This is a genomic window from Brevibacillus agri (assembly GCF_004117055.1).
GTDB lineage: Bacteria > Bacillota > Bacilli > Brevibacillales > Brevibacillaceae > Brevibacillus > Brevibacillus agri.
In genome coordinates, this window is the sequence record NZ_CP026363.1 from 4310467 (window position 1) to 4337150 (window position 26684).

The following is a 26684-nucleotide window of genomic DNA, read 5'->3' on the forward strand; positions in this document are numbered from 1 at the left end:
CGCAAGCAACCGTTTCTTCCGGAACGTTTCGGGGGGAACGGTTTTTCTCTATAGAAAAGAAAACCGGGAGAGAGGGATTTGGGCACGAACAAACCATTGGCGGTTTCCCAGCGGACGATTATGACACCTGACCCCGTCGAAGCCGAGCCGAGCGTTTTGCGGGCGATGAGCTGGCAGCTTTACAGCGAGTCGGTCCGGGCGATGCTGCTGCAAGAATTTCAGATCGAGATCGCCAGCTCCTTTGGCCCGCTGAAAGGGAAAATCTGGCGCATCGAAACGATAGGCTACAGTTGCCGCAAGCAAAACATCCTGCACCTGCTCGGAGCGCTGGAGGCGGTGCTCATTCGCCACGGAGCGAGAGTGCACGCGGGACGCGTCGTTCAGGCGGCACTGAACGTCTACCTGTCGTAGCGACAAAGCAGAAAAACAGCAAAAAGCCGCCGGGATCGTCCGGGCGGCTTTGCTGTTTCAAAAGCTCCTGCTTCGTGTTTAGCTTACGTTCTTGTTCGTGTCCAGCTCGGCTTCAATGCGAGACTCTTTGGACGTCTCGCCCATGCGCCAGTACGTAATCAGGCTGATCGCAATACAGCCGGCGACGTAGTAGTAGAACAGCGATTCGGAGCCGATGTTTTTCAGTCCGAGCGCGATGAACTCTGCGGTTCCCCCGAACACGGCAACGGTGATCGCATACGGGAAGCCTACGCCGAGCGCGCGAATTTCCGTCGGGAACAGCTCCGCTTTGACAATCGCGTTGATCGAGGTGTAGCCGGTGACGATGATAAGACCTGTCAGCATCAGCAGGAAGGCTACCATCGGGCTTTTCGTCTGCTCCATCATCAGGAACATCGGTACGGTAAACAGCGTCCCTACAATCCCGAAGGTCATCAAGAGCGGACGGCGGCCGATCCGGTCAGACAGCATGCCCGCAATCGGTTGCAGCACTACGAAGACCAACAGGGCCGTAAAGTTGATCCAGCTCACGGTCTCTTTCGGGAGTCCCACTGTGTTGACCATGAATTTTTGCAAATACGTCGTGTACGTGTTAAAAGCAATCGTTCCACCGAGCGTAAGACCGACAACCGTCAGCACCGCTTTTGGATGCTTCATCAAGGCGCGCAAGGTTCCTGCGCTCTCGCGGCTCTTTTTCTCCATTTTCGAAAATTGCTCGGATTCGTCCATCGAACGGCGCAGCCACAGTACAGCCAAAGCGCCCAATGCTCCGATGACGAACGGAATGCGCCAGCCCCATGCGTGCATGTCGGCTTCGCTGAGAATTTGCTGGAGCACGATCTGTACCCCAAGAGCCAAAAGCTGTCCGGCAATCAAAGTGACGTACTGGAAGCTGGAGTAGAAGCCGCGGCGGCCGCTGCTTGCCATCTCGGACAAATACGTCGCGGAGGTGCCATATTCTCCCCCCAGGGACAAACCTTGCAGCAGGCGAGCGAGAACGAGAATAATAGGCGCATAAATGCCAATAGTGCTATAGCCTGGCGTCAAGGCGATAATCAGGGAACCGCTGGCCATGACCGTAATCGAAAGCGTCAGCGCTGCCCGTCTGCCGTGACGGTCGGCGTAGCGACCCATCAGCAAGCTTCCGATCGGGCGCATCAAAAAGCCGATGGCGAAGATGGCCGCTGTGTTGAGCAACTGGCTGGTCGGGTCTCCTTTTGGAAAAAACTCGGATGAAAAGTACACGGCAAACGCAGAGTAGACATACCAGTCATACCATTCGATCAGATTGCCGATCGAACCTTTGAAGATGTTTCCCGTGATGCGTCGCGAATTGGCGCGATCGTTTGCTTGATTCACTGTTCTTCCTCCTTGTTGTTGATTCTAGCCAGAAACCGTCCTGCTTCCCCGAAAGCGGAATGTAATCGGTTTCAAAACGCAATCGCAATCATAGTAAAGCAAGTTTCGTGCCAAGCTTCTTCCGCGCGGCCCACTCGTAACGGCGCAGATGCGGATGACGCCCAGGTTTCTGTAGAATTTTTCGACGTGCCAGAATGTTTTGCGAAGAAAGTCTCTCAAGCAAGCGCACGCTCGCCCAGCCTTCCCCACGCAAAAACCCGGCAAAAAACTCCGTTCGATGCGGAATTTATTGCCGGGTCGATCGTTTGTCGCGTACTTTTTTTCCTCTATGGCGTTTGTCCCTGAGGCCGCGCCAGCTCGGCGTAGTATTTGGCAGCGCCCGGATGGAGCGGCACGACCAGTTCCTTGCCCGCCGTTTGCCTGTCAATTTGCTTGGCGGCTTCGTGCGCGGCTTGCAGGGCGTCGAGGTTTTCAAAAAACGTTTTCGTCAGCCGGTACACCTGCTCGTCGCCCATGCCAGAGCGGACGAGCAAGATGTTGCGAATCGCGACCGTCGGGACGGCCTTGTCGTTTTGGTAGATGCCCGGGGGAAGCTGTGCTTTTTCAAAAAAGGCAAAGCGCTTCGTCAGCTTCTCGATGTCTTCGGGCAAAATCGGCACGATCGCCACGTCATGGGTGGCTTGCAGGTCCAAAACCGCCGAATTGGGCAGGCCGGAGGTGACAAAGGCGGCGTCAATCGCGTTGTTTTTCAATTGCTCAATCGCCTCTGCGTACGAAAGGTACTCGGGCCGGATATCTTTGTACGCGATGCCGTGCTCGTTTAAGATCATCCGCGCGTTGACTTCTACCCCGCTGTTCGGCGCGCCGACGCCTACCCGCTTCCCTTTTAGATCGTAGACCGAACGAATGTCCCGGTCCTTGAGCGTGACGATTTGCACATAGTTCAAGTACAGCCCGGCAATCGACTTCACATGCACAGCAGGCCCGCTCGCCTGAAAGCTTTCCAGGCCGCCCAGCGCAAACGAAGCGACGTCCGACATCGCAAAAGCCACATCCGCCTTGTCGCTCTCCAGCAGGTGGACGTTTTCCACGGAGCCGTCCGAGGAGCGCACCGCCGTCTTGTAGCCGAGCTGGTTATGATACACCTTCGCCAATGCTCCCCCGATGAGGTCGTAGGGGCCGGAAGCTCCCCCTGTCGCAATCGTCAAAAACGGCTGCTCGTCGCCCGAATCGGGTTGGGCTGACTCCGGCTTTGGCGTGCAGCCTGCTGCCAAAAGGGCCAGGCCGATTGCAGCGACAGCGACAGTGAGCCATGCGTTGACTGCTCTCATTCTGCACCCCGCAAATATTGCTTCAGTTTGTCGCGCAATCCCCGCTCGCTGATCGCGAGCTGTCTGGCCGTATTCAGCCGATGCCCGCCGTTTTTCTCCAGCGTATAGAGGATGTACATGCGCTCCGCTTCGGCGAGCGTCAAGCCTTCCGGAAGCAACAGGCCGCGCTCTGCCGCCTCTCTGACTGTGCCCCCGCTGCGGTTTTCGCGCACCGCTTCCGGCAGGTCGCGCGGTTCAATGACCTCATTTTCCGAGAGGGCTACTGCGTATTCGAGCATGTTGGACAGCTCTCGCACATTGCCAGGGTAGGCGTAGTGATACAGCATACGCTTGGCATCCGGGCTGAACGTTTTCTTGCGCACGCCCATGTTGGCCGAATACAGCGCCAGAAAATGCTCCACGAGCAACGGCACATCCTCCCTGCGCTCACGCAAAGGCGGCAGATGGATCGGGATGACGTTCAGGCGGTAGTACAAATCCTCGCGAAAATTCCCTTTGGCGACTTCCTCCTGCAAATTGCGGTTCGTGGCGGAAATGATTCGCACATCCACTTCCTTCGGCTGCTGCGAGCCGATCGGGGTCACCACCTTCTCCTGGATGACCCGCAATATTTTCGCTTGCAAGGCGAGCGGCATTTCGCCGATTTCATCGAGAAAAATCGTGCCCCCGTCCGACCGCTCAAACAGCCCTTGCTGCTTGGCGTAGGCCCCAGTAAACGCCCCTTTTTCATGCCCGAACAATTCGCTCTCCAAGAGCGGCTCCGGGATCGCCGCACAATTGATGACGGAAAACGCGCCCTTTTGCCGCTCGCCCTGGTAGTGGATCGCGCGGGCGACCAGCTCTTTTCCGGTGCCGCTCTCGCCTGTTATCAGCACATTCGAGTTGATGTCCTTGACCTTCTGGATCAATTGGAAAACTTTTTGCATGGCACTGCTCTTGCCGATGATGCCCGCATACGTTTCCTGCTGGCGCACCGCCTGGCTCAGCACCTGAACCTGCTGATGAAGCTGCTGGAAGGCCAGCGCCTTGCCGAGCAGAAGCTTCACTTCCTCCAGATTGAGCGGCTTCGTCAAGTAATGGTAAGCTCCTGCCTTCATGGCCTCGACGGACGATTCGATGGAGCCGTAGGCCGTCATCATGATGATGACCACATCCGGCTTTTTTTCCTTGATCTGACGCAACAGCTCCATGCCGCTCGCTCCGCGCAAATTCAGATCGAGCAAAATGCCGTCGATCGGCTCCTGATCCAGCACTTGCAAGCTTTCCTCCGGCCCGGAAGCGGTAAACACGCGGTATTCGTCTTCCAGGGCAAAGGAAAGCGACGAACAGATCGCCCGTTCATCGTCAATGATTAAAATGTTCATCGCATATCCCTCCTTTGGCAAATGTCAGGAAAAACGTGGTGCCCGTCCCAGGCGCGCTGCGCACGTCAATCTCTCCCCCGTGCTCGCGCATGATTTTTTGGCTGAGGTACAGGCCAAGCCCGATCCCTTGGCTTTTCGTTGTGTAAAAAGGCTGGAACAGATGAAGCTGCTCCTGCTCGCCGATGCCCGGCCCGGAATCGGCAATCGCCAGGCATACCGTGTGCGCTTCTGTCGGCAGCACGGAAAAAGTCAGGCGCTTGTGCTCCGAATAGGCCATCGCCTCAATGGCGTTGAGCAGCAAGTTTATCAGCACCTGCCTGATGCGGTCGCGGTCGACGAACACGTCCACAGCGAGGCCAGGCTCGACTGTGACCCGTATCCGTTCGCTTTCGATTCGTTTGGCAAAAAGCCCCAGCACGGACTGCACCAGCTCCTGCAAGTTTTCCCGTTTTCGCTGCATCGGCTTTTCCCGCGAGTAGTCGAGCAAATCTTCAATGATCCGGTTCATCCTCGCCACTTCTTCCGGCACGTGCTCCACAAGCTCTCTGCGAAAGCGCTCGTCGTTCAGCTTCTTCGGCAAAAGCTCGGCAAACGTCTTGATCGCCGTGAGCGGATTGCGGATTTCGTGGGCGATGCCTGCGACCAGCTCGCCCAGCGCCCGCATTTTTTCCTGCGCGATCAGCCGCGCCTGCAAATGCTTTTGCTCGGTCCTGTCCTGCAAGCAAAGAATCCCGCCCACCTGCTGGCCCGCTCCGTTGGTCAAGGCGGCGAGGTAGTAATGCACAATCCGGCCCGAGCCATCGCCCAGGTGCAACTCACCTTCGAGCATGTGCCCGTCCCCCATGTGCAGCGCCTGGCGGATCGGCAGTTGAGGCAGACAATCCCATACGGATGGCTGGGCAGCCTTTTCCATTTGTCCAAGCAATTTTTGTGCCGCGTGATTGATGAGCGTAATCCTGCCTTCCCGATCAAACGACAAGATCCCGTTGTCGACGCTGTTTAACACGGTCGTCTGAAAAGCGAAGCTGTCCGCCAACGCGGCTGTTTGCCTCCGGACCGCTTTTTGCAGACGGTTGTTCCAGAAAAAGCTTCCGGCCAAGACGATGACGACAATCCCCATCACGATCAAGAGCCCGTACACGAGCTTGCGCCACCAGTCGATCGCAAGCGCGCTGTACGGCTCCAGATGCCGCGAGTAAAGCTGCTCGTACATCCCGTTGTGGTGCAGTTGGGCCAAGCCCTCGTTGAGCTTGTTGACCAGTTCGTAGTTGCCTTCGCGGACGGCAAACGCATAGTCGGACGGCGGAATCAGCCCGGTGCGAATCCGGTAGTCTTGCTGCCTGCCCGTTCCCGCAAGCACGTATTCGGCCGTCCAGCGGTTGCCCAAAAACACGTCCGCCCGGCCCAAAAAGAGCATCTCCAAAGCGTCCGGCTGGCTGAAGGCGACCAGCCGTTTGCCGCCGCGAATGTTCTCCAACTGCGCTATGCCCGCGTCATCCCGCTGAATCGCCACGACTTTTCCGCGCAAATCGTTAATCGCGGAAATGTCCCGGATGGCTGCTGGCACGACCAGCGCGTCCGCCGCCGTCAAATACGAATCGCTGAAGTCAAACAACGTGTCGCGCGTGCTCGTATATTTCATCCCGACCACCAGGTCCAGCTTGCCTTCTGTAAGCCAGGTGACCGTCTCCTCCCACTCCAGCGGAACATACTCGATCTGATAGCCGCGTAGAGAGTCCATGCTGCGGATCAGCTCGATGTCAAAGCCTGCCGCTTCCCCGTTTTTGTCCACGTAAGACAAGGGCGGCAGCCTTTTGTCGAAGCCGACGCGCAGGATGCGCTCCTCCTGGGCCTGCGCTTCTGCGGGCGCAGCCTGTGGCCAACAAAGAATCAGTGTGAATAAAGCCAAAAGTACAGCCATCTTTTGCAAAAAACGCCCGCCTCCTTCCTCGCGCTATCGCTGTTGCCTGTCCTGTTTTGCCGATCGGTTAACAAGCTTATTATGGACGAACCAACCAGGCTTGAAAAGAATCATGCCCGCGAAAACGAAAACAAGCCGATCCTCTTGTCCGAAGAGAGTCGGCTTGCATTCGTTTTTTTGCCACCGTGCCTTTAGGCAAACAGGCTAATCAGGTTTCCATCCGGGTCTTTGACAATCGCATAGCGCTGGCCCCAGACGGCATCCCACGGCTCGCGGTGGCTTTCGTAGCCATGCTCGACGATTTTGGCATACAACGCATCCAGGGCTGCGGCATCGTCGCATAAAAAGGCCAGCTCGATTCTGTGTCCGCTCGCCGGCTCCCATCCGCCGTACACGCTTTTGGCGATCTCCACCGTGTCAAAAGCCAGGCGCACGCCATCCTGTGCGACTTCCACGTGCTGCTCTTCGTTCGCCTGCTCCGGGATCGCAAACCCGAGCACGCGGTAAAAGTCTAGCGCCTTTTTCATGTCCTGCACGACCAGTCCTACCATATCCAGCTTGATTCCCATTTGCTTTCCTCCTGCGTTTTCCAAGTAGTTCCCGCCATGCCGCTGCATGCGCGAGCGAGGTTCTTTCCCAACAATAGCAGACAAGCCTATTCACTTGCTTTTGAGACTCCCACGGCTAAAGCCGCAAGCCTTCCACCTTGCGGTGTACGGGTGGGATTCTTGAATGACTAAGCGTTCGCAGTCCATTTCTGTTTTGAACAGCCTTCAAGATGAGGGCATCTCATTGCCCCTCCTAAGACAGTGCATATAGCATCTTAGGCTGATTGACTGTTACCATCAATCACAGGTGCATATCGAATGTTCATAGCACCGACTAAATCACGATGTTTTTCGAATCCACATTTGCATTTATACTTACGGTCTTGTGCCTTATTCTTCTCAGAGCATTTAGGGCATGTCTGACTTGTGTATGCAGGATTCACATGCTCAACTCTAATACCAACTAAATTCGCTTTATATTCAATGAACTGAGACAGGCGATAAAATGACCAAGTATGCAGATTCTTTTCGTTTTTACGGCTTGTTCTTGCCGTCTGTCTAATATTCGCCAGTTGTTCCAAGCGAATGACAGAAATTTTATTGTCTTTTGCAAAATTTACGATAGCACGACTAACCTTATGGTCTTGGTCTTTCATCCAACGTTGTTCTTTATCTTTTGAACTACGAATCGCATTTACCTTTTTCTTTTTGCCTAATGCTTTGCGTTCAGAACGGAACTTACGCTTCATGTACTTATTTTGTCTGCCATTCCCAAAGAAACGTACCTTTTCATCATCTGTTACAGCAACGGCAGGAACTTTTAACCCCAAATCAACCCCCATGACTTTTACTCCTGTTCCTTCCATAGTAGGTATGGTGACAGAAATTTGGGCAATCCATTTATTTGCTTTCTGTGTGATTCGAAGCGTACCTAATTTGTGTTTTAGCAAAGCAAAGTTACGGTTGTCTTTATCAACTAACAAAGCACGGATAGGTGTTTTAGTTACCTTGCCGTCAATCATAATCGGCATGGAAATGTGCGTGAAATCAAACGAGTAGTTTTGATTGTTCCAAATGCAGACAGGTTTCTTCAAAACAGGAACAGTAGTGAATTTGCTTTTCTTCGCTTTCTTAAACACACTTTTCGCGTCCTTGATAGCTTGATTTTTAACGGCACTTGGCAAAGAAGCAGAAATATCCTTACTCGACTTCTTTGTGCTTTTCTTTTCAGCAACCATTTCGGAAACGAGAGTATTGATAGTGGAGAGGTACGTTTGACTCATCTCACGCAAAATAGAAGCCTGTTCTTTTGTTGGAAGCAATTTCACTTTGACTGTGATGGTCTGCGACATGATTTTCACCCCCTTGTTTTCTGTTGTTCGACATATCGCTTTATCGTTTCACTTGATACATTTCCTGCGGTAGAATGGGAGTGCGTTGAGAAACATATGCGTATGGTCTTTGTCGCATTCAAGAGCAACAATCACAATTTGCAGTTCCTCACACCCTTCATGTACCAACTCTTTGAAGCGTTGTTCTACATCTGCTTGCAGAAAAATCTTTCTTCTGTACCGAGGGCAGAACACAAAATGGTAGTTTAATAATGAAAGGGTTGTGCTTGTTCTTCTGTATTCGTTCATACACCTATCGTATCAGTTTGTTTTATATACTACAACAAATGAACAACAAAAAAGAGTGGAATTTTCAAATACTTGAAGTACCACAAACCTTCGGTTTATTCGTGGTACTCCGTATTTGACCTCACTCTCATCCCGCCCCTAAAGGGGGTGCTATCGCACCGTAGCGGGCTTTCTCGTTCGGAAAATCTGTAAAAAACGGACAACTTCACCCGGCTGCGCCCGCGCTCCGCGCACGGCGAAAATTCCGCCCGTCGTCTCGCCGTAGTAGGCGCGAAAGCTTTTGATGACGTGCGACTGGTCGTAGTAGCCGCATTGTACGGCCGCGTCTGCAAAGGAAGCAGCCTGCCCTTTGGCGAGCAGTTGCAGCAAGCTCTGAAACTGGATGATGCGGGACAGCTCCTTCGGCCCGATGCCGAGCGCCTGCTGGAACATCCGGCGCACATTTCGTTCGCTGTAGCACACTTTTTCCGCCAGCGCCGCAACCGACAGATTCCCCTGATGCTCGTACAGATGCTGCATGCTGGTCAACAAGAGCGCATTTTGCCGCATCCCGTCGCGGTTCAGGCTCTGCATCAGCAGCCGCTCCGCCCAGGCAATCCGCTTGGCCGTGTCCGCCGCGTCCAGCATTCCTTCCATCGCCCACAGCGCCTCGCTCCCCCAGAGGTCCTCCAGCAAAACGTGCGCAGCGCTGACCTCCGCCACCGGAAAGCGGAAAAAACGGTCGGCCTCCTCCACGAAAAAACGGATGCCGAACATCGCCTGCGGCTCTACCAGCGGCATGAGTTCATAGGCGGTCATCAGTCCGGTGACAAACGCGCCGCGCCCGAACGATCTCGCTCCCAGATCGAAAATGATGTCGACGCAGCCGTCCGGGATGACTCTGTGCAAAAGCGGCGTGCTCTGCCCGTGGCCGTGGAACTGCGAAGTCCAATAGCAGGCCACGTAATTCGCCAGGCTTTTGCTGGGCAAGTATTCGCGATAGCTGTACTGGTCGTCGGAGCCCGTCCCTTGCAAGATCGGCGGCTGGACTGGTTGGTATCGTCTCATCTCGTTCTCCGTTTCCGTTCGCATTTGCTTTTCCTAGAACATATTTTCCCCGCAATTGCCCAACTCCTGCTCACTTTTTTCCATTTTGCTGTATATGTTAGCAAGAATGGAACTTTGATCTTTGCAAAAAGGCGAGGTGTCTAACTTGATCTCCTCCTCCAAATGGAGCCTTCATCAGTTTTTTTCCAAAAGCCCGCACATTCGTCCGTATTTGCCCCCTACAGACTTGTACCAGCCCGCTCTGTTGGAACCTTATCTTGCGAAGTACACGACCGTCTACATCAAGCCGACGCGAACCCACATGGGCAAAGGCATCATGCGCGTCTTGCAAACGGCGGACGGCTACCAGTTTGTAAAAGAGCGTGGCGAGCCTGTCCGGGTTGCCTCGCTGGCGGAGCTGAAGCAGCAGCTTGCCCGCCAGTGTACCGAAAAAAACTACATCATCCAAAAAGGGCTGGATTTGGCTGAGCTGAACGGCCGCCCGTACGACATTCGCGTCATGATGATGCGCAACGGCCTCGGGAAATGGCAATATGCCGGGATGCTGGCAAAAGTAGCCGGAGCTGACAGCGTCATCACGAACGTCGCCCGCGGAGGCGGCTACGCCGTCACAGTCCCTCACGCCTTGTCCAAGTCGCAAGCGGTCGCGCCGGAAAAAATCAAGGAGGTCGTCTCCCGGTTGATCCGCGTCAGCCACCGCGTCTGCGCCCATTTCAACAAATACCGCCACAGCGCGCAAATCGGGGTTGATTTCGCCATCGACAAAGCGGGCCAGCTCTCGATCATCGAGGTCAACTACGACTTCCCTTCTCACGCCCTGTTTGCGAAGCTCAAGGACAAAACATACTTCCGCACCATCAAGCGGCTGCATTTTCAGTACAAAAACCGGGGGAAGCGCAAAAAGAAAAACGTTTGACGAATACGGCAGAAAACGCTGCGGATAGGGCTTTCAGATCGCCTCTGATTCTCTATCTTTTCTTTTTGCGGGTTGCGGGCAAAAAATGAGCAGAATGCTACGATTCTCTCAACAGAAGTTAATTGATTAACTGATACGTTTAACCAAGCGTTGGCAAAATCATCTTCATCGGCCTGTTTTCGGACATGTCCTTCCAGCAAAGTATCCAGAGCGTCCTCGACTGGAATATTCCCGTCGTCTACGCCAATCGCTGCATTCCGTTCGCCGGATTTCCGCTGCTGTACCCGGACTTGGTCAAGGCCAGCCGTCTAGGCACCGAGTATTTGCGCTCCAGCGGAAAGCGGCGGCTCGCCTTCGTCCACAAGCAATTGCCCGACCATCTGCTCCCTTATTTTCTCGACGGGTACCGCCAGGCGACCGGAAGCGCGGAAAAACCGTTGCTGCTGGAAATGGCCGATAGCATGGACCTGGCAAAAGACTGCATCCCGGCCCTGTTGCAACACAACATTGACGGCGTCTTCGTCCTGAACGAGCTAAGTGCCGTCTGTCTGACAAAAGCATTGGTGCAGGCAAACATCCGGATTCCCGAAGACATGGCGGTGCTGAGTCTGGGCAACTCCTTGATGTCGGAAATCTCTACGCCCGAGCTGACTTGCGTGGACTTGCACAACCGCGAGCTCGGGGTCAAAAGCGCCGAGATCATTTTAAGCCAGATTCGCAAAGAAGAGTTCGAACCCGTCACCATACTGGAGCCGTTCATCGTCGTGCGCAACTCCGCCTGACTTTTTCAAAAGAATAGCCGGCCGTTCGAAAACCTGGCTGCGCCACGGGCTTGGCTCAGCCTTGGTTGCCCTTTCTTGTACACTCTTCATCTGCGCAAAAAAGACTTCGCGTCTTTTGAGCTTTCGTTTCCCCTTTTAGTTAAACGTTTAACTACAACCGTTTTCCTCTGCCGACAAGCTTTCCCACATGTTTTTTTGCTGGTTGAGTTAAACGTTTAACTGAATGTTTTGCTCCATGCTACATACGTTTCGCAAACGCATTTAGTTAAACGATTAACTAACCCTCTCCATTCGATAAGTGCAGAGCTTACTCGCTCTCCTTATATAAATTTTTCCCAAGGAAAGGAAGAACTGAAGCCATGAAGCAAACAGAAACGAACCACCTTGAACAAGTCCGTGCGATTTTCGCTATTTTGCACGGCAAGAAGGAAGCCGACCTGCTATTAAAAAACCTGAATATTCTGGATGTGCATGGAGAAACCGTCTACCACGGCTCCCTGCTCGTTTACGACAAGCGAATCGTCGCGCTCAATCCGGACGAGTCGGTCATCCGGGTCAAAGAAGTGTTTGACGGGCAAGGGCTGTATGCAATCCCCGGCTTGATCGATGCCCACCTGCACTTCGAATCCCAGCTCGCCCACCCGACAGCGCTTGCGGAAGCGATGGTGCCGTGCGGGACTACGACGATTTTTGCCGAATGTCTCGACCTGCTCAGCGAGGCTGGCGAAGACGGGGTACGCGCCGCGCAAAACTTGTTCCGCGACTATGACAAGCTGCCTTACCGCCTGTACGCTTTTGCTCCCCGCAAAAAGACGGCGGCTTGGGTGACCAAGGAAGTGCTGGAGATGGAGCCGGTCATCGGGTTAGGCGAATTTGAGCACTTCACCTACAGCAAAGGCGATGAGGACGATTTCCAGAAAGCGGCCTGGGTGCGGGCAAAAGGCGGCTTCATGAACGGACACTGGGGCCTGACCGCTCTGCCGGACATGGTGCTGAACTACTTGCCTGCGATCGGGGTATCCAACAACCACGACGTCTGGAACGGCGACGACATCGAAAAAAGCATTCGCTACGGTTTCCCGACGCAGATCAAGTTCGGCGTCGGCAGCAGCGAAGTCATCCAGACGCTGTTGCGCTCCATCGTCGACCGCAAGTTCCCGACGGAAAACTTCATGCTCTGCACGGACAATATTTCGATTGAACGCTTGCGGAAGCTGGGCCACATGGATTGGATCATTTCGCTTTGCGCCCAGATGGGCATCAGTCCGATCAAGGCGATAAAATGGCTTCCTACAATACCGCCAAGGCGTATCATATGGACGATCAGATCGGCTCTTTGACACCAGGCCGTTTTGCCGATATCGTTTCGACAGACAGCTTGTCGCAGATCAACCCGCTGTACGTCTTCAAAGACGGCGAACTGATTGCCAAGGACCTGTCCGTCATTCGCCGCTATGCCGATGGCAAGCGCCACGTCGTCAACGGCTTGTTTAAAGGCGTGTACGTCGAGCACGGCGCCGTGGCAACCTCCTGGCCCGCTCCGCTCCCCTACTTTGTCGTCGTCGGACAGGACAGTGCGGAGATGTGCTACTGCGCCAAAGTAGTGGACAAGTATTCGGGAGCGTGCATCGTGACCGACAACCAGACTAACAAAAGCGTACTGCCGCTGGAAATCTACGGCGTGATGGCAAACATGACCGCAAGCGAGCTGACCAAAAGCGCCGACGCGATTGACGCCGCGCTGGAGGAACTGGGCAACCGCAACGAAGGTGAGCCTGTCGTGAACAAGTGAACAAGCTGCTCAGCCTGTTTATTTCCTTGCATCGCTTCCGCTTCATGGAATAGCGGCAGAGTCGACAGATGCTCCGGTTTTTTGCCCGGCGTCCTCTCCCGCTTTTTACGTGAATCCTTTCGTTTAAAAAAGAAAGCGCTTTAAAAGCGCGGGCCAGGCCCCTCATGGAACATCCTCTCCCGCTGCCTGCGCAACTGCTGGGGGAACATCAAAACAGCTTTCGACTGCTCCCTCCTGGTCGCCTCGGCGTGCATCGGCCTGCTGTTCCTGGGCGAAATCATGTTCAAGTCGCCTTTTCGCGCACGGTACAAACCTGGTTAAAAAAACAAAAGCAAGCCGCACCAGTTGGTCGGCTTGCTTTTTCGTTTTGCGTCTTCTGTACGCTCAAGTCTGTGGTTATTCGTGCGCCAACGCCGCTCCGTTTGTATCGAGCATGGAGGTGCAATGCGGGCAGCGGGTCGCCTTGATCGGAATGGTCGTGATGCAATGCGGGCATTCCTTCGTCGTTTCCGGCGCTTTGACCACTTCCTGCTTGCGCTTGAAGCGGTTCAACTGCTTGATGACGATGAAGATAGAAAACGCGATAATCAGAAAATCAATGACAGAATTCAGGAAAAGTCCGTAGTTCAGGGTTGCAGCCCCGCCGTTTTTTGCTTCCGCAAGCGTATTGTAATGAACGCCGTTCAGCGCGATGAACAGATTCGTAAAATCAACTTTGCCCAAAAGCAGACCGATTAACGGCGTAATAATGTCGTTGACCAAAGAAGTCACGATTTTGCCGAAGGCTCCCCCGATGACAACCCCGACGGCCAGATCGAGCACATTTCCTTTTAACGCAAACTCTTTGAACTCTTTCAACATAACGATTCCTCCTTAATTTCCCATGACATGCCGCAAAAAATGCTGCACAAAACGCTCGTGGTCGACCTTCAGGCAAACTTGTACATTCGCAGCCTGGGCAGGACGAGCCCGCCTGTCGCCAATCGTGCGCGCGTCGCTTGCGCCCCCGGAAGTGTCGACTTCGACGTGCATCGGGACGGCCTTCACAAACGTCGGGTCAATCACGACGCCGACCGCCAGCGGATCGTGCAGGCCGCAGCCGCGCACATTGCCTACCGTCGCGTAAGCGTCCATGTACAGCTCGCACATATCGGCAAACACCCGGCTTACAGGCGTGTCACGCGCTCTCCATTCCCGCAGGTGCTCGCGCGTAAGCAGCGTCTGCATCGTCACGTCAAGCCCCACCAGTGTCAGCGGGATACCTGACTGCATGACGAAAGCGGCCGCTTCCGGATCGGCGCAGATGTTGGCTTCCGCCACTGGCGTGCGATTGCCCGGCACGGTGACCGCTCCGCCCATCGCGACAACCTGCTCGATGAGCGTGACGATTTCCGGCGCCGCCATGATCGCCCGGGCGAGATTGGTCATGCTTCCGACCGTGATGAGCGTAATTTGGCCAGGGTTCGCCTTGATTGTGGAGATGAGAAACTGCGTGGCGCTCTCTGGCTGTGCGGCTGTCACGGGCGGCGGCAGGACGACATTGCCCAGACCGTTTTCGCCGTGGAACAGCCGTGCCTTGCCCGTCAGCTCGCGGACGATCGGACGGGCCGCTCCCTGGTAAACAGGGATGTCGGCTGCGCCCAGCAGCTCCAGCATTTGCAGCGTATTTCTCGTCGCTTCCTCGACGGTAATATTGCCAAACGTCGTCGTGATCCCGCATACCTCCAGGGCCGGGGAGTGAATAGCGTAGGAGATCGCCAACGCGTCGTCAATGCCCGTATCCACGTCCAAAATGACTTTTTTCACGATCGTCCATCCCCTTTCTCCGGCAGTTGCTGCAGTCCTGCGAGCACAGCCCCGGCTTTGATGCCTACGCACACGGCCGCGTCTGTGCCCACGCTTGGTTTCGCCCTCAGATCGGCGAGCAGGGCGCCGCGCGACAATTCGCTCTGGCACTCGACCGCAAGCTTCATTTGCTCGACAAAAATGCGCTCAGGGGACTCGGCTGCCATAATCGCTGCCAGCGCGTGAACGGCAGAAGCTGTTTTTTCCGCGGAAAAGAAAGCCTCTGCCTCTGCTGCTGTCACAAGCCCAGCCGCCTTCGCACGCTTTGCCAACTCGTCTATGTACGCCTCCGCCGCCGACAGCGATTCCGTCGCGTCCAACGGAACGAACAGAAGCGGCAGCCGTGCTGCCAGGACGAACGCCGCCGCTTCCGGGTCCGCGTGCAGATTGGCTTCCGCGACCGACGTCACGTCTCCCGGCACGCGAATCGCGCCGCCCCGCACGACCAGCCGTTCAAGCGCTGATGTCCATTCGTGGTTCCTCGCCATTGCCATCGCCACTGTCGTCAAACGCCCCAGCGTCACCAGCGTGTACGGATTGGCCGAATCGTGCCTCAGCTCGGACAAAAATGACACGCCGTCACTGGTCGCAGCAGCCCCTGCCTGCGCGTCTGTTTCTCTGTGAAAAAGCGGCCGGCTCGCACCTGCCACTACCGGAATTGTTGCATTTGGCTGCACCAGCTCGATCAGCTTTTGCGCCAGCCTGATGCCGCGCTGCGGCTCTGCGTCGGTAACGACGATGCCGCTCACCTGAACGTTTGCCGATTGCAGCGCATACCAGAGCGCCAATGCTTGATCGAGCCCGCCGCTATAATCAATCAGCAGCCGCTGTTTTTGTGCCATGGCTTCCACTCCCCGCTCTGTCTCTCATTTCTCGTAAAATGTGCTGTCCCTATGCTATCTAAATCGGCTGAAACCGTCAAATGTCAACAAGCATCCGCCATCTCTCCTATTGCAACGAGCTGGAGACTATTTTACACTTAATCTTGGTTTCGACAAAATTCGTCAACATCCACACTTCAGGCTGGCCGAATCGATCGCGTTTCGCCCGTCTTTGAAAAAGGAGCAAGAGACATGCCCTCTGTGGAAAACAACGCAACCGACTTCTTTCCCTCGCCAAGCAGCAGCTTGTCCACGCTATCATCCAAGCCAAAACAAAACCATATTTGCCCGTGTGGGGAGAGCTTTTTACTTCCTTGCGCGACATTGCCAGAATCGGGCGGCAGAGAGAGGAAAACATTATGCTCTACTTGCTGCAGCCGACTGGCTCCATGTGGTATTTGTACAAGGAAAACCGCTTTCACGCCGATCTGCCCGATACTGGCATCTCGATCTCGCTGTCGCAGGAGCAGTTGATTGACGCCTTGCTGAAAGGCAGCTTTTCCCCGAAAATCCCGTCTGCGTAAACGGCCGGCCCGCTCTGTTCGCCGAGTGGTTTTTGCTCTGTCTTGCGGCAAACAAAAAAATCCCAGGATCGTTTCCTGGGAAGAGGTAGTACGGAAGTATTCTACATCTACAAACCTACAAGATCTAGCTGTATATTCAGGTAATTGTACCTATTCTATCCATTCAAAAAGCTGTGTGTTTCGTTGCGAGTCTGCTTCTTCTCCTGCTGCCAAATTCCCGCAGATTTACCCGCTTGAAAAAAAGAGGCGGCCCTCCTGCACAGTTTGGGTACCGCCATCCCGAACTTCCCCAAGTTCGTTCATATTGGAATTGTACTATGAAACTCTCTTATCGAAAAGTGTCAGGTTTTGTTTTATAGCGAAATAATGGGAAAAACGGTCGGAAAAGCAGAAAAAAAGCAAATCCCTGCCCCGTTTTCACGAGCAGGGATTCATTCCTACTTGGTATCCTTGCCGATTACGTCAGCAGCTCTCGGCCCAAATACGATGTACAAATAGACGTACTGGCTGACGCTCACTCTGGGAAAGACGAAGGCAACCCCTGTCTTCCCTGCGTACTGCCTGACCACAAACCGCAATTTGCCCGCTTTCAACCTTTTCAGGATGCGTGTCGCTTCTCGCCACGGTACGGAAAACTGGACGTTTTTTTCCATCAGCACCAACACCTCACCGCAGCTAGTATGCCCCGATTGGAAAAATTACACACTCATTCGTAGCGAAGCGCGTCGATCGGCTTCAGTTGGGCTGCCTTGCGCGCCGGGTAGACGCCAAAGATCACGCCAACCAAAGACGAGGTCAAAAACGCGTACAAAATCGGCGTCAGGCTGATCGAGGTCGCAAGCGAGCCGAGCTTGCTGATGAGGAGCGCGGCCCCTACCCCGATGGCAATTCCCAAAATGCCGCCAATCAGGCTGAGCGTAACCGCCTCGATCAAAAACTGGCGCAAAATATCCCGGCGCTTGGCCCCGATCGCCTTGCGAATCCCGATTTCGCGCGTGCGCTCTGTCACGGACACGAGCATGATGTTCATCACCCCGATCCCCCCGACGATCAGCGAGATCGCCGCAATGCCGGACAAGAGTGCCGTCATCGAGCTGGACACTTCCTGCGCCGTGCTGAGAATATCCGATTGGGACGTAATGCGAAAATCGTCTGCCGCTTGCGGCCGCAGGTTGTGCTGGGCACGCAGCGTCTGGCGAATGTCCTGCTGCGCCGCGTCCATCGTGTCGGAGGACGCAGCCGAGACGTAGATCGTGCTGACGTTTTTGCCGCCTGTCAGTCGGCTCATCGCGGTCGTAATCGGAATGAGAATCCTGTCGTCGTTGTTCGTCATACCGGAGCTGCCCTGGCTTTTCAGCACGCCGATGATCGTAAACGGCACGCGATTGATCTGCACCGTCTGCCCCACCGGGTTCGTCGTCGTGTCCTTGAACAAGTTGCTGACGACCTCCGTCCCTACGACGGCGACGTTAAACTGCCGCGTCACCTCGAAGTTCGTGAAAAACCGGCCTTGTGCCACCTCTGCATTGCGCACGCGCAAAAAATCGGCGGTTGTCCCCTCCAGCATGCTGGAATAGTTGTTGCTGCCCCAGACGATCTGGGCACGGCCGTTGACGCTCGGGGCGACGCCCGCGACCGATTCCTTTTCTGCGATCGCTTCTGCGTCGGCCAGCGTCAACGTATTCAGCGACCCGGCTCCCAGGCTGACCCGGCCTTGCGTCGCTTGTCCTGGCGAGACGATCAGCAGGTTGCTGCCCAGGCCGTTGATCTGCGAGGCGACAGAGGAAGACGTGCCTTCCCCGATGGCGACCATCGCAATGACGGCCGCGACCCCGATGATAATCCCCAGCATCGTGAGCACGGAGCGCAAGCCGTTTGCCCGGATGCTGCGAAACGAAATGCGTACACACTCGATCAAGCTCATGTTCTCACTTCCTCTGCCCACGCTCTTCTGCGCTCTTTTACCACTTCATTGGCGATGATCTGGCCGTCGCGAAAACGGACAATCCGCTTGGCATACTCGGCAATATCCGGCTCATGCGTGACGAGGATGACGGTTTTGCCTTCGTCGTTAAGCCGCTGGAAAATGCCCATGATCTCTTCGCTCGTCCTGGTATCCAGGGCGCCAGTCGGCTCGTCCGCCAGCAAAATGACCGGATCGTTGACCAGCGCCCGGGCAATTGATACCCGCTGCTGCTGGCCGCCCGACAGCTCGTTCGGCTTGTTGTTCAACCGCTCGGCCAGCCCCACGCTGGTCAGCGCCCTGATCGCTCTCTCCCTGCGCTCTTTGGCGGGCGTGCCGCCGTACAACAGCGGCAGCTCCACGTTTTCCACCGCTGTCGTGCGCGGGAGCAGATTGAAGTTTTGAAAAACAAAGCCGATTTTCTGGTTGCGAATCTCCGCCAGCTCGTCATCGTGCGCCTCGGAAACAGGGTGGCCGTCCAAGTAAAACTCTCCCGCCGTCGGCTTGTCGAGGCAGCCGATCACGTTCATCATCGACGATTTGCCCGAGCCGGACGGCCCCATGATCGCCACGAAGTCGCCCTCTTCAATCGTCAGGCTGACGCCGCGCAAGGCCAAAATTTCCTGGTCGCCGATCTGATACTGCTTTTTCAGCCCTTCAATTTGTATGACTGGTCTCATCTTCTCATCGTCCCCTCATCTGGACGACGCCTCCGCCACCTGGGAAGCCGCCAAGGCCGGGCATTCCGCCTCCCATTCGGGCACCGTTCTGATTGGACGTCGACGAGCTTGTGCTTGTGCTGATCGGAACGACGACTCTGTCCCCTTCCTTCAAACCTTCCAGCACTTCTACGCGATCCGCCGCAAAAAATCCGATCTTGATCGGCACGAACTGGTACGGCATGGAAGCCATTCTGCCTTCTCTTGCGCTTGTGCGCTCGCCCGTCTGCCCCGCTTGCCGCTCTGCTCCCGCCTCCGGCTTGGCCTCGGACTTCCCGGCTGCAGATTGTTCGGTCGCACCGCTCTCGGCTCCGGCGCTGTTTCCGCTTCCGGACATCAGGTAGACGCCGTCCTTGCCGTTTTGCGTCTGCAAAGCATAGGCCGGTACGTACAGCACATCCTTGTGCGTTCCCAACTCGATCGTGACGTTCATCGTCATCCCGATTTTCAGCTTGCTGTCCTTGTTGGTGACGGAGAGCAGCACATCATAGCTCGTGACACCGGAGTCTGTCTTCGCCTCCGGGTAAATCAGCTTGACTTTTCCCGTAAAAGTTTCATCCGGATACGAGCTGGTCGTAAACGACACGGGCAAGCCTTCTTTTACTTTTCCGATGTCGCTCTGGCTGATCTGGGCCAGCACCTCTAGCTCGCCGGAGTTGGAATTATCCATAATAATAAAATCATTGCCTGGAATTTCGCCGACATTGCCGTTCAACTGGACGATCACGCCGTCCATCGGCGCCCGCAGCGTCACGGCGTTCAATGCCTTTTGCGCTTTTTGCAGTTCGGCCTTCGCTTGCTCGACCGCAGCCTTCGCCGCGAGAATCGTCGCCGAATCCGGCCCTTCCTGCGCTTCTTTCAACGCCTCCTGTGCCGTCTGATAGGAAGCGAGTGCCTGCTCGACCTTTACGCCAGACTGCGAGCTTGTCTGCCCCGCCGTCAGCACAGCCGAATTGTAATCCCGCTTCGCCTGCTCCAAAGCGTCTTGCGCATTGTCGTACTCGGTCTGCGAGATCGCGCCCGCCTCAAACAGTTTCTTTTGCGAATCAAACGTCTTCTGGGCGTTGTCGAGATTCGCCTTCGCCTTGGCTACGTCGTTCGTCGCCTTTTGCCCGTCGATATTTTGCTTCGCCAGCTCCAGCTCGTTTTTCGCCTGGGTGACAGCCGCCTGCAGGGAGCTGATTTCCGCCGCGCTCTTGCGCTTTTGCGCATCCTCCAGCTTCGCTTGTGCCGATAAAAGGTTCGCCTGGGCGTTGGTCACCTGGATTTTGGCGACGGAATCATCCATCGTAGCCAGTACCTGGCCAGCCTTTACATGGTCGCCGATTTTGACCTGGATCGTCGAGATGGCATCTTTGGCGTCCTCTGCGTCTGAAAACGAGAGCGAGGACCGCTTGGAAGCCTGCACAGTCCCGGACGCCAGCACGGTTTCCGAAACATCGCCCCTTTTCACCGTGACGACCTGATACGCCGCCTGTGCCCGTTCCGGGGTCAAAAGCGTCCGGTAGCCGAACACGCCCCCTCCTGCGATCACCGCGACAGCCAGTCCGACGATGATCCATTTTTTCTTGCTATTTCGCGCCCCCGAAAACAACGTCCGCTTTTTCTCCGATTGCGTCACACCAAATCCTCCTGCCATTTGCGTAATGACTGGGAAGCTGCTTGTCTTCCCTGTTGCGATCAATATACGGAACGAATGCGTCAGGGAAAAGTCAGATGGAAGGGAGTGGTGTGAAATGTCGTCACGGCTGGTTCCGCAGCTTTTTCACTTCATGTTCGGTCATGTTCGATAGAGGGCAACTGTACGAAAAATCGACCAGCCAATTGGTCTGGTCGATTGCGTACAATTCGTGGCTAGGCGCGCAAAAGCAACGTAAACGTACTCCCTGCCCTGCTGCTTTCGGACAGCAGCAGCTTGCCCCCCAGCGCCTGCGCGATCATTTTGCTGAACGACAGGCCAAGGCCGAGCCCGCGGACGAGATGCTTCTTTTCCTCGCCCCGGTAAAAGCGCTCGAAAATAAGCGGCTGCTCCGCTTCCGGGATGCCCGAGCCTGTATCTTTGACATCAATGCGAATTTCATCGCCCGTGCGAGACAGGGACACGACGATCTTTCCGGCCGAGTCCATCGCCTGCGCGGCGTTGTTTAACAGGTTGTACAAAATTTGCTGCACGCGCAGCGGATCGGTGCTCGCGATGATCGGCTCCTCCGGCTTGACGATGGACAGCTCAATCTGCTCTACCTCCTGCACGATCTGCCACTGATGGGTAATTTCCTGCACCAGCTCGTATATGTTTTGCTGTTCGCGGCGAATGCGGATGTCGCCGACGGCAAAAGAGTTGAAGTCGAGCAAGTCCTCGACCATTTTTTGCAGGCGGACTGTCTCCTTCGAGCAAATCTCCAAAAACTCTTTGGCCTCCTCGCCGCCGACGATGTCGTCCTTGACCGCCTGTACCAGCCCGCTGATCGACGTGACGGGCGTTTTCAGCTCATGCGTCACTCCGGCCAACAGCTCGGTGCGCATCAGCTCCAGTTGCCGCAGGCGATCCGCCATTTCCTTGAACGAGTGGATCAGCTCGTAAATCTCATCCTCGCGCCTGTCTTTTTCCAGATGAATGTCGTAATTGCCCATGACGATCTGCTTGGCCGCGTCTGCCACTTCCTTGATCGGCGTCGACAGCTTTTTCGTCAGCAAGTAGATGACCAGCCAGCCCAGCAGGCCAAGGCTTATCAGCATCGTGAACAAAAGCTGAAACTCCGTCGTGCTGCGGGTCAAATCCTGCATGGGCGTAAACAGCATGACCCAGCCCACCGTTTGCTGGTTGACCTGGATGCTTTTTTTCACAAACAGCAGCTTTTCTCCCCGGTCCAGTTCTACCTGCGACATGCTCTCATCCGTTGCCACCAGATCACGGGCCATCCGCCTCAACTCGGAGCTGAACGGCCCCGGCCCGCCAAACACCGCGCGATGATCGGCATCCAAAATGACCATGAACGGCTTGTAATTGACGCGCAGCGACTCCTGGCGACTGTCGAGCAGGCGGAACAGGAAAGGCGCCGTGATGACCCGCCCGTTGGCGTCAACCACCCGATCCGACACCTCGGCTGCCATCAGCCGCATGAAGTCCAGCCGTTTTTGCTTTTCGCTGTAGTTGATCCAGTAGCTGGACGCGATGCCGATGACCAACAGGCCGATGCAGAGCGTGATTAAATACCGCGTCGTCCAATAGCGAAACAGGGAAATGCGCTTTTTTTCACTCATAGACGCAAAGCTTGTAACCCAAGCCACGGTACGTGCGGATTTCCCCTTCGGACGCTGGCCAGTTTTCCAGCGATCGGCGGATGCGCTTGATCGCCAGGTCTACGGCGCGGTCGCTGCCCTCGTAGTCCATGCCCCACACTTGCTCGATCAGTTGCTCCCGCGTAAACGTCTGATTTTTGTACTGGGCGAGAAACAAAAACAGCGACAAGTCTTTTGGCGTAAACGCCAGCTCTACGCCGTGCAGCGTAACCGTGTACGCCTTGAAGTCGATTTTCAGGCTGCCGAACTGCTTGACCTGATCTCCCTCGATAATTTGCTTGGAGCGGCGCAGCACCGCCTTGACACGGGCCACGACTTCGTCGGCAATAAACGGCTTGGTGATGTAGTCATCCGCTCCCTGATTCAGCCCTGTAAGCTTGTTGTCGATATGCCCGAGCGCCGTCAGCATGATGACGGGGCAAGAGCTTTTCGACCGTATGTATTCTAAAATGCTCCACCCGCTCCGGCCCGGCAGCATGACGTCGAGCAGCACCAGGGCAGGATTGAACGAATCGAACTTGCGCTGGGCCTCGTCCCCGTTAAACGCCTGTTCGACGCAGAACTGATGTTTTTCCAGGTACGCCTTCAGCACCCGAGAGATGGGCAGCTCGTCTTCCACGATCAGGATGTTTGTCATTCCAGTTTCTCTCCCCTCGAAAACGGACAGGTCTTCCCCCTTTAGCGTAGGACATGAATATGTCAGGCAAATGTCTGGAACATGAGCTTGCGCATCAGTAAAATGAAGGAAGCCGTAGCAAACAGGGAGGTTTTACTCATGAAGCGTTTGACACCGGAAGAAAAAAACGGTCTGTACAAGGCTATCAGCAATCGTCGCGATATACGCACGTTTCGCCCTGATCCAATCCCACCGGAAAAAATTGCCATGATTTTGGCCGCTGCCCATCACGCCCCTTCCGTCGGATTCATGCAGCCGTGGAATTTTATTCTCGTAGAGGACGAGCCGACCAAGCAGGAGTTGGCAGACTGTGCGGACAAAGAACGGCGCGCGCTCGCCATCCACTACGAGGGAACAGGGCGCGAATCGGCTTTTCTGGCGCTGAAAATCCAGGGCATCAAGGAAGCGCCGCTCACCATCTGCGTCACCTGCGATCCGACGCGGGGCGGCGATCACGTGCTTGGGCGCAATTCGATTCCCGAGACAGATATCATGTCGGTAAGCTGTGCCATTCAAAACATGTGGCTCGCGGCATATGCGGAAGATTTGGCGATGGGCTGGGTCAGCTTTTACAAAAAGGCGGACGTCCGCCGCATCTTGAACATCCCGCCGCACATCGACCCTGTCGCGTTGTTGTCCATCGGCTATACCGATCATTACCCGGATCGGCCGCTTTTGGAGCTGCACCAATGGGCAAAGCGGGAAGACTTGCAGCAGTTGATCTATCGCGGCCGCTGGGGAAACAGCCCGTCCGGCAAACAAAATGGACTGCCCGATGAACAGGCAGTCCCAAGGAAATAGAGAGGGTAGTACGTGAATCGCGGTATGTTCCTGACGGCCGCAAACCGCGTGAAAGTTTCAGTTTCAAGCCGACTTGCGCACATGGAACTAGGAAGTTGGGAAATATCGCCCTGAGCCTGGTTGCGCCCGTCGGCTTTTTCTGGTTCGATCTCTACAAAAGCGGCAAGCCCGCAAGCCCCAATGTACTATTTCTGCGGGCGCACCCGGTTCGTCGGGATCGCGGCGAGCGGATCGTCCGGCCAGTAATGCTTCGGGTAGCGGCCTTTCAAGTCTTTTTTCACTTCGAAGTACGCCTGCTGCCAAAAGCTGGCCAAGTCTCGCGTCACCTGCACCGGACGCTGCGCCGGGGAAAGCAGATGCAGCGTCAGCGGCACCTTGCCCCGGCCGATGCGCGGCGTATACTGCCAGCCGAACAGCTCCTGCAACCTGACAAACAGGCAAGGCGCGGCAGGGTCGCTGTAGTCGACGGCGATTTTCGAGCCGCTCGGAACGGTGATATGCGTAGGCGCGTACTCATCCAACTGCTGCCGTTCCTCCCAACTCAGCATCCCTTCCAGCACCATAGACATGGACAGTTGCTGCAACTCGTCTTTTTTGCGCATGCCGTACACATGCGGCGCGAGCCATTCCTCCAGCGTGTCGAGCAAGGCTTCGTCATCTGCCCGCGGCCAGCCCGGCACAATCCCGCTCATGAACTGCAGCCGCTCCCTGAGCTGGCGGGCGTGACGGCTCCACGGCAACAGCTCCAGCCCTTCCGTCCGGATGCCCGCAAGCAGAGCTTGCAACACCTCATCGGCTTCCGCTTCTGCCGCCACCTCCTGCAAGACGAATGCCCCGAGCTTTTTCCGCGTACGCGCGCGCACGGCCTGAGCGGAACGGTCCCACCAGACAGACGTCTCCTCTGTGATCTGCCCGGACCAGTCGCGGTACAGGTCGCTTTCCTCCACCGCTGCCGCGAGCATGATCCGGCTGTCCGCCCCCTGGTCGTCGAGAAGCGGAGCTACCACGTACGGCGCAAAAGCCAGAGGCTGCTCAACGGCAAACGTCGCGCCGCGGCCATTTCGCAGCAAGTAGCGTCCATCTCCCCTGCGCTGGGCGATCCTGTCCGGGTAGGCAAAGGCGAGCAGCCTGCCCGTCTGGCTGACGTCGGCCACGTTTTCAGCCGTGCTGGCGCTTCCCCACTGCCGCTTGAGCTGCGCAGCTTCGCTCCACAGCCGCCGACACAGCGCTTCATCAGCCTGCCCTTCCGCAAAAGCGCGTGCCCCGCCTTGTTTTCCCGCGACGAGCCGCAACAGCTCCACCCGCGAGCTGATATCCGCATCGGCAAAAGCCGCTCGGCCCCGGGCGATATCCCGCTCCTCGAGCAGCACAGCCAGCTCGCACGCAATCGCTCCGAGTCCGAGCTCGCCCGCTTTTTGAATCATGTGTCCAAGCCTTGGGTGCAGGCCCATCCCGGCCAGCACCCGGCCGTGCGCGGTAATCTGGCCGTGCCCGTCCAACGCCCCTAACTGCTGGAGCAGCTCCCTGGCCTGGGCCAGCGAAGCTTTTGGCGGAACATCGAGCCATTGCAGCTCCTGCACGTCACCCACGCCCCAAGCTGCCAGCTCCAAAGCGAGCGGGGCGAGGTCTGCCTCCGTCATTTCCGGTGGCTCGTGCGCTACGAGCATCCGGTCCTCCTGCTCCGTCCACAGCCGATAGCAGACACCCGCGTCCAGCCTGCCCGCTCTCCCCCTGCGCTGGTCGGCTGCCGCCCGCGATACCCGGACCGTCTCCAGCCTCGTCATCCCGGTGCGCGAAGAAAAGCGCGGCAGCCTTTTCCAACCGCTGTCGATCACGATTCGCACGCCCTCGACAGTCAGGCTCGTCTCCGCAATCGAAGTGGCGAGCACCACTTTTCGCTCGCCTGCTTGGCCCGGCTGAATCGCCGCATCTTGCTCGTGCTGCGCAAGCGCCCCGTACAGCGGGTAGACGCGCACGTTTGCAGCAAGCTCGCTTTTAGCCAGCAAAGCTTGCGTCGTGCGAATTTCTTTGGCTCCCGGCAAAAACGCGAGCACATCCCCTGCCTCCTCCGCCAATGCCGACAAAACGGTGCGGGTGACTGCCTCCTCGACCGCGCCAGTCCACGGCTTTGGCAAAAAGCGCGTCTCGACCGGAAAAGCTCTGCCTACGCTCACGATGACGGGAGCATCCCCCAGCAGGCGGGAAACAGGCTCTGCCGCAAGCGTGGCCGACATGACCAAAATCCGCAAGTCTTCGCGAAACAGGCTTTGCGCCTGCAAGCTGAGCGCCAGTCCCAAATCCGCATGCAGGCTCCGCTCGTGAAACTCGTCGAAAATGATCAGGCCGACGTCTGCAAGCTCGGGATCGTCTTGTAGCATCCGCGTCAATATTCCTTCGGTTATCACTTCGATTCGCGTACGCGGGCCGACTCGCGTATCGTGCTTGACCCGATACCCTACCGTCTCTCCCACTTGCTCGCCAAGCTGCCGCGCCATGTAGCCCGCCGCCGCTCGCGCTGCCAGCCGCCGCGGCTCCAGCATGAGAATGCGCTTTTTGGCGAGCCAGTCCTGCTCGAGAAAAACGAGCGGCACCCTGGTCGTTTTCCCTGCCCCGGGAGCGGCGACCAGCACGGCGTTGTTGCTTGCCGCAAGCGCTCCGGTCAACTCCGGCAGCACCGCATCAATAGGCATTGCCTTCATCTTTTCACCTCTTGTCCGTATCCATCTGTAACCATCATACACGATCAGTGGGCGAGGAAAAGAAATTGAGAAATGACTGAATAATCATTCAATAGTATAATGAGCGTATGTTCATTTGGCAGATAG

24 protein-coding genes and 2 pseudogenes are annotated in these 26684 nt (G+C 56.1%); 7 read left to right on the forward strand and 19 right to left on the reverse strand.

Features of this window, described 5'->3' with window-relative positions; all coding sequences use genetic code 11:
* Positions 1-186 precede the first annotated feature (186 nt).
* A pseudogene (locus tag BA6348_RS21125) lies at positions 187-411 on the forward strand (purine catabolism protein); the annotation flags it as partial.
* 78 nt (positions 412-489) lie between these two features.
* Here the strand turns inward: BA6348_RS21125 and BA6348_RS21130 are convergent.
* From BA6348_RS21130 to BA6348_RS21165, 8 genes and pseudogenes are all read right to left on the reverse strand, one after another.
* Positions 490-1809, reverse strand: a complete 1320-nt coding sequence (locus BA6348_RS21130) for an MFS transporter (RefSeq protein ID WP_026557724.1) — start codon at positions 1807-1809, stop codon at positions 490-492.
* Between the two features lie 326 nt (positions 1810-2135).
* Positions 2136-3140: a TAXI family TRAP transporter solute-binding subunit gene (locus BA6348_RS21135; RefSeq protein ID WP_026557723.1), complete on the reverse strand. Its 1005-nt coding sequence runs from the start codon at positions 3138-3140 to the stop codon at positions 2136-2138.
* A complete protein-coding gene (locus tag BA6348_RS21140; protein WP_007783674.1) occupies positions 3137-4504 on the reverse strand; it encodes a sigma-54-dependent transcriptional regulator in 1368 nt (455 codons plus the stop codon). The genes BA6348_RS21135 and BA6348_RS21140 overlap by 4 nt, the downstream gene beginning before the upstream one ends.
* On the reverse strand, positions 4485-6425 hold the full coding sequence (locus tag BA6348_RS21145; protein WP_242507507.1) for a transporter substrate-binding domain-containing protein: 1941 nt from the start codon (positions 6423-6425) through the stop codon (positions 4485-4487). The genes BA6348_RS21140 and BA6348_RS21145 overlap by 20 nt, the downstream gene beginning before the upstream one ends.
* A 191-nt stretch (positions 6426-6616) precedes the next feature.
* A complete protein-coding gene (locus BA6348_RS21150; RefSeq protein ID WP_007783671.1) occupies positions 6617-6994 on the reverse strand; it encodes a VOC family protein in 378 nt (125 codons plus the stop codon).
* A 254-nt stretch (positions 6995-7248) separates the two neighbouring features.
* On the reverse strand, positions 7249-8325 hold the full coding sequence (locus tag BA6348_RS21155; protein WP_007784978.1) for an RNA-guided endonuclease InsQ/TnpB family protein: 1077 nt from the start codon (positions 8323-8325) through the stop codon (positions 7249-7251).
* A gap of 5 nt (positions 8326-8330) precedes the next feature.
* Positions 8331-8613, reverse strand: a pseudogene (tnpA, locus tag BA6348_RS21160) (IS200/IS605 family transposase).
* Positions 8614-8763: 150 nt separating this feature from the next.
* The gene (locus tag BA6348_RS21165) at positions 8764-9660 is read right to left on the reverse strand and encodes a helix-turn-helix transcriptional regulator (RefSeq protein ID WP_242507396.1); all 897 of its coding nucleotides are present in this window, start codon (positions 9658-9660) and stop codon (positions 8764-8766) included.
* Between the two features lie 145 nt (positions 9661-9805).
* Between BA6348_RS21165 and BA6348_RS21170 the strand changes: the two genes are divergently transcribed.
* The 4 genes from BA6348_RS21170 to BA6348_RS27035 all read left to right on the forward strand — a co-directional run bounded on the left by BA6348_RS21170 (position 9806) and on the right by BA6348_RS27035 (position 13150).
* Positions 9806-10576, forward strand: coding sequence for a YheC/YheD family protein (locus BA6348_RS21170; protein WP_007786219.1), 771 nt, complete (start codon positions 9806-9808; stop codon positions 10574-10576).
* 185 nt (positions 10577-10761) lie between these two features.
* Positions 10762-11358 carry a substrate-binding domain-containing protein gene (locus tag BA6348_RS21175; RefSeq protein ID WP_026557721.1) on the forward strand — a complete coding sequence of 199 codons (597 nt, stop codon included), beginning with the start codon at positions 10762-10764 and terminating at the stop codon, positions 11356-11358.
* Positions 11359-11717: 359 nt separating this feature from the next.
* Positions 11718-12698, forward strand: a complete 981-nt coding sequence (locus BA6348_RS21180; protein ID WP_007786216.1) for an adenine deaminase — start codon at positions 11718-11720, stop codon at positions 12696-12698.
* Positions 12674-13150, forward strand: a complete 477-nt coding sequence (locus BA6348_RS27035; RefSeq protein WP_051353925.1) for an adenine deaminase C-terminal domain-containing protein — start codon at positions 12674-12676, stop codon at positions 13148-13150. The genes BA6348_RS21180 and BA6348_RS27035 overlap by 25 nt, the downstream gene beginning before the upstream one ends.
* 140 nt (positions 13151-13290) lie before the next feature.
* On the opposite strand, the gene BA6348_RS26870 is transcribed toward BA6348_RS27035, so the two are convergent.
* From BA6348_RS26870 to BA6348_RS21195, 4 genes are all read right to left on the reverse strand, one after another.
* A complete protein-coding gene (locus BA6348_RS26870) occupies positions 13291-13431 on the reverse strand; it encodes a hypothetical protein (protein ID WP_165329005.1) in 141 nt (46 codons plus the stop codon).
* A 115-nt stretch (positions 13432-13546) separates the two neighbouring features.
* Positions 13547-14011, reverse strand: a complete 465-nt coding sequence (gene mscL / locus BA6348_RS21185) for a large conductance mechanosensitive channel protein MscL (protein WP_005834464.1) — start codon at positions 14009-14011, stop codon at positions 13547-13549.
* A gap of 12 nt (positions 14012-14023) precedes the next feature.
* Entirely contained in the window at positions 14024-14956 is a 933-nt protein-coding gene (locus BA6348_RS21190; RefSeq protein ID WP_122953173.1) for a nucleoside hydrolase, read from the reverse strand.
* Positions 14953-15837 (reverse strand): nucleoside hydrolase, encoded by an 885-nt coding sequence (locus BA6348_RS21195; protein ID WP_005834468.1) that lies wholly within the window; start codon positions 15835-15837, stop codon positions 14953-14955. The genes BA6348_RS21190 and BA6348_RS21195 overlap by 4 nt, the downstream gene beginning before the upstream one ends.
* Before the next feature lie 353 nt (positions 15838-16190).
* Here BA6348_RS21195 and BA6348_RS27480 point away from each other — a divergent pair, with 353 nt between their 5' ends.
* A complete protein-coding gene (locus BA6348_RS27480; RefSeq protein ID WP_242507397.1) occupies positions 16191-16400 on the forward strand; it encodes a hypothetical protein in 210 nt (69 codons plus the stop codon).
* Between the two features lie 437 nt (positions 16401-16837).
* On the opposite strand, the gene BA6348_RS21205 is transcribed toward BA6348_RS27480, so the two are convergent.
* The 6 genes from BA6348_RS21205 to BA6348_RS21230 all read right to left on the reverse strand — a co-directional run bounded on the left by BA6348_RS21205 (position 16838) and on the right by BA6348_RS21230 (position 23019).
* Positions 16838-17053 (reverse strand): hypothetical protein, encoded by a 216-nt coding sequence (locus BA6348_RS21205; protein ID WP_005834472.1) that lies wholly within the window; start codon positions 17051-17053, stop codon positions 16838-16840.
* A gap of 53 nt (positions 17054-17106) precedes the next feature.
* Positions 17107-18324, reverse strand: a complete 1218-nt coding sequence (locus BA6348_RS21210; protein WP_025843989.1) for an ABC transporter permease — start codon at positions 18322-18324, stop codon at positions 17107-17109.
* Entirely contained in the window at positions 18321-19043 is a 723-nt protein-coding gene (locus BA6348_RS21215) for an ABC transporter ATP-binding protein (protein WP_007786204.1), read from the reverse strand. The genes BA6348_RS21210 and BA6348_RS21215 overlap by 4 nt, the downstream gene beginning before the upstream one ends.
* A gap of 4 nt (positions 19044-19047) precedes the next feature.
* Positions 19048-20703 carry an efflux RND transporter periplasmic adaptor subunit gene (locus BA6348_RS21220; RefSeq protein WP_005834477.1) on the reverse strand — a complete coding sequence of 552 codons (1656 nt, stop codon included), beginning with the start codon at positions 20701-20703 and terminating at the stop codon, positions 19048-19050.
* 233 nt (positions 20704-20936) lie between these two features.
* Positions 20937-22343, reverse strand: a complete 1407-nt coding sequence (locus tag BA6348_RS21225; protein WP_005834478.1) for a HAMP domain-containing sensor histidine kinase — start codon at positions 22341-22343, stop codon at positions 20937-20939.
* Positions 22336-23019 carry a response regulator transcription factor gene (locus BA6348_RS21230; RefSeq protein ID WP_005834480.1) on the reverse strand — a complete coding sequence of 228 codons (684 nt, stop codon included), beginning with the start codon at positions 23017-23019 and terminating at the stop codon, positions 22336-22338. The genes BA6348_RS21225 and BA6348_RS21230 overlap by 8 nt, the downstream gene beginning before the upstream one ends.
* Before the next feature lie 138 nt (positions 23020-23157).
* On the opposite strand from BA6348_RS21230, the gene bluB reads away from it, so the two are divergent.
* The gene (bluB, locus tag BA6348_RS21235; RefSeq protein ID WP_005834482.1) at positions 23158-23859 is read left to right on the forward strand and encodes a 5,6-dimethylbenzimidazole synthase; all 702 of its coding nucleotides are present in this window, start codon (positions 23158-23160) and stop codon (positions 23857-23859) included.
* 185 nt (positions 23860-24044) lie between these two features.
* Here bluB and hrpB read toward each other — a convergent pair whose 3' ends face one another.
* Positions 24045-26558 carry an ATP-dependent helicase HrpB gene (hrpB, locus tag BA6348_RS21240; protein WP_122953174.1) on the reverse strand — a complete coding sequence of 838 codons (2514 nt, stop codon included), beginning with the start codon at positions 26556-26558 and terminating at the stop codon, positions 24045-24047.
* Positions 26559-26684 lie beyond the last annotated feature (126 nt).

Bases quoted from the DNA above. Each gene is read 5' to 3' on its own strand.
- hrpB (WP_122953174.1), bottom strand. From the start codon at position 26,558: ATGAAGGCAATGCCTATTGATGCGGTGCTGCCGGAGTTGACCGGAGCG.
- BA6348_RS26870 (WP_165329005.1), bottom strand. From the start codon at position 13,431: ATGATTTCGCCCAGGAACAGCAGGCCGATGCACGCCGAGGCGACCAGG.
- BA6348_RS27035 (WP_051353925.1), top strand. From the start codon at position 12,674: ATGGACGATCAGATCGGCTCTTTGACACCAGGCCGTTTTGCCGATATC.
- BA6348_RS21180 (WP_007786216.1), top strand. From the start codon at position 11,718: ATGAAGCAAACAGAAACGAACCACCTTGAACAAGTCCGTGCGATTTTC.
- BA6348_RS21145 (WP_242507507.1), bottom strand. From the start codon at position 6,425: ATGGCTGTACTTTTGGCTTTATTCACACTGATTCTTTGTTGGCCACAG.
- BA6348_RS21230 (WP_005834480.1), bottom strand. From the start codon at position 23,019: ATGACAAACATCCTGATCGTGGAAGACGAGCTGCCCATCTCTCGGGTG.
- BA6348_RS21140 (WP_007783674.1), bottom strand. From the start codon at position 4,504: ATGAACATTTTAATCATTGACGATGAACGGGCGATCTGTTCGTCGCTT.
- BA6348_RS21150 (WP_007783671.1), bottom strand. From the start codon at position 6,994: ATGGGAATCAAGCTGGATATGGTAGGACTGGTCGTGCAGGACATGAAA.
- BA6348_RS21215 (WP_007786204.1), bottom strand. From the start codon at position 19,043: ATGAGACCAGTCATACAAATTGAAGGGCTGAAAAAGCAGTATCAGATC.
- BA6348_RS21210 (WP_025843989.1), bottom strand. From the start codon at position 18,324: ATGAGCTTGATCGAGTGTGTACGCATTTCGTTTCGCAGCATCCGGGCA.
- BA6348_RS21135 (WP_026557723.1), bottom strand. From the start codon at position 3,140: ATGAGAGCAGTCAACGCATGGCTCACTGTCGCTGTCGCTGCAATCGGC.
- BA6348_RS21155 (WP_007784978.1), bottom strand. From the start codon at position 8,325: ATGTCGCAGACCATCACAGTCAAAGTGAAATTGCTTCCAACAAAAGAA.
- bluB (WP_005834482.1), top strand. From the start codon at position 23,158: ATGAAGCGTTTGACACCGGAAGAAAAAAACGGTCTGTACAAGGCTATC.
- mscL (WP_005834464.1), bottom strand. From the start codon at position 14,011: ATGTTGAAAGAGTTCAAAGAGTTTGCGTTAAAAGGAAATGTGCTCGAT.
- BA6348_RS21205 (WP_005834472.1), bottom strand. From the start codon at position 17,053: ATGGAAAAAAACGTCCAGTTTTCCGTACCGTGGCGAGAAGCGACACGC.
- BA6348_RS21165 (WP_242507396.1), bottom strand. From the start codon at position 9,660: ATGAGACGATACCAACCAGTCCAGCCGCCGATCTTGCAAGGGACGGGC.
- BA6348_RS21195 (WP_005834468.1), bottom strand. From the start codon at position 15,837: ATGGCACAAAAACAGCGGCTGCTGATTGATTATAGCGGCGGGCTCGAT.
- BA6348_RS21225 (WP_005834478.1), bottom strand. From the start codon at position 22,343: ATGAGTGAAAAAAAGCGCATTTCCCTGTTTCGCTATTGGACGACGCGG.
- BA6348_RS21175 (WP_026557721.1), top strand. From the start codon at position 10,762: ATGTCCTTCCAGCAAAGTATCCAGAGCGTCCTCGACTGGAATATTCCC.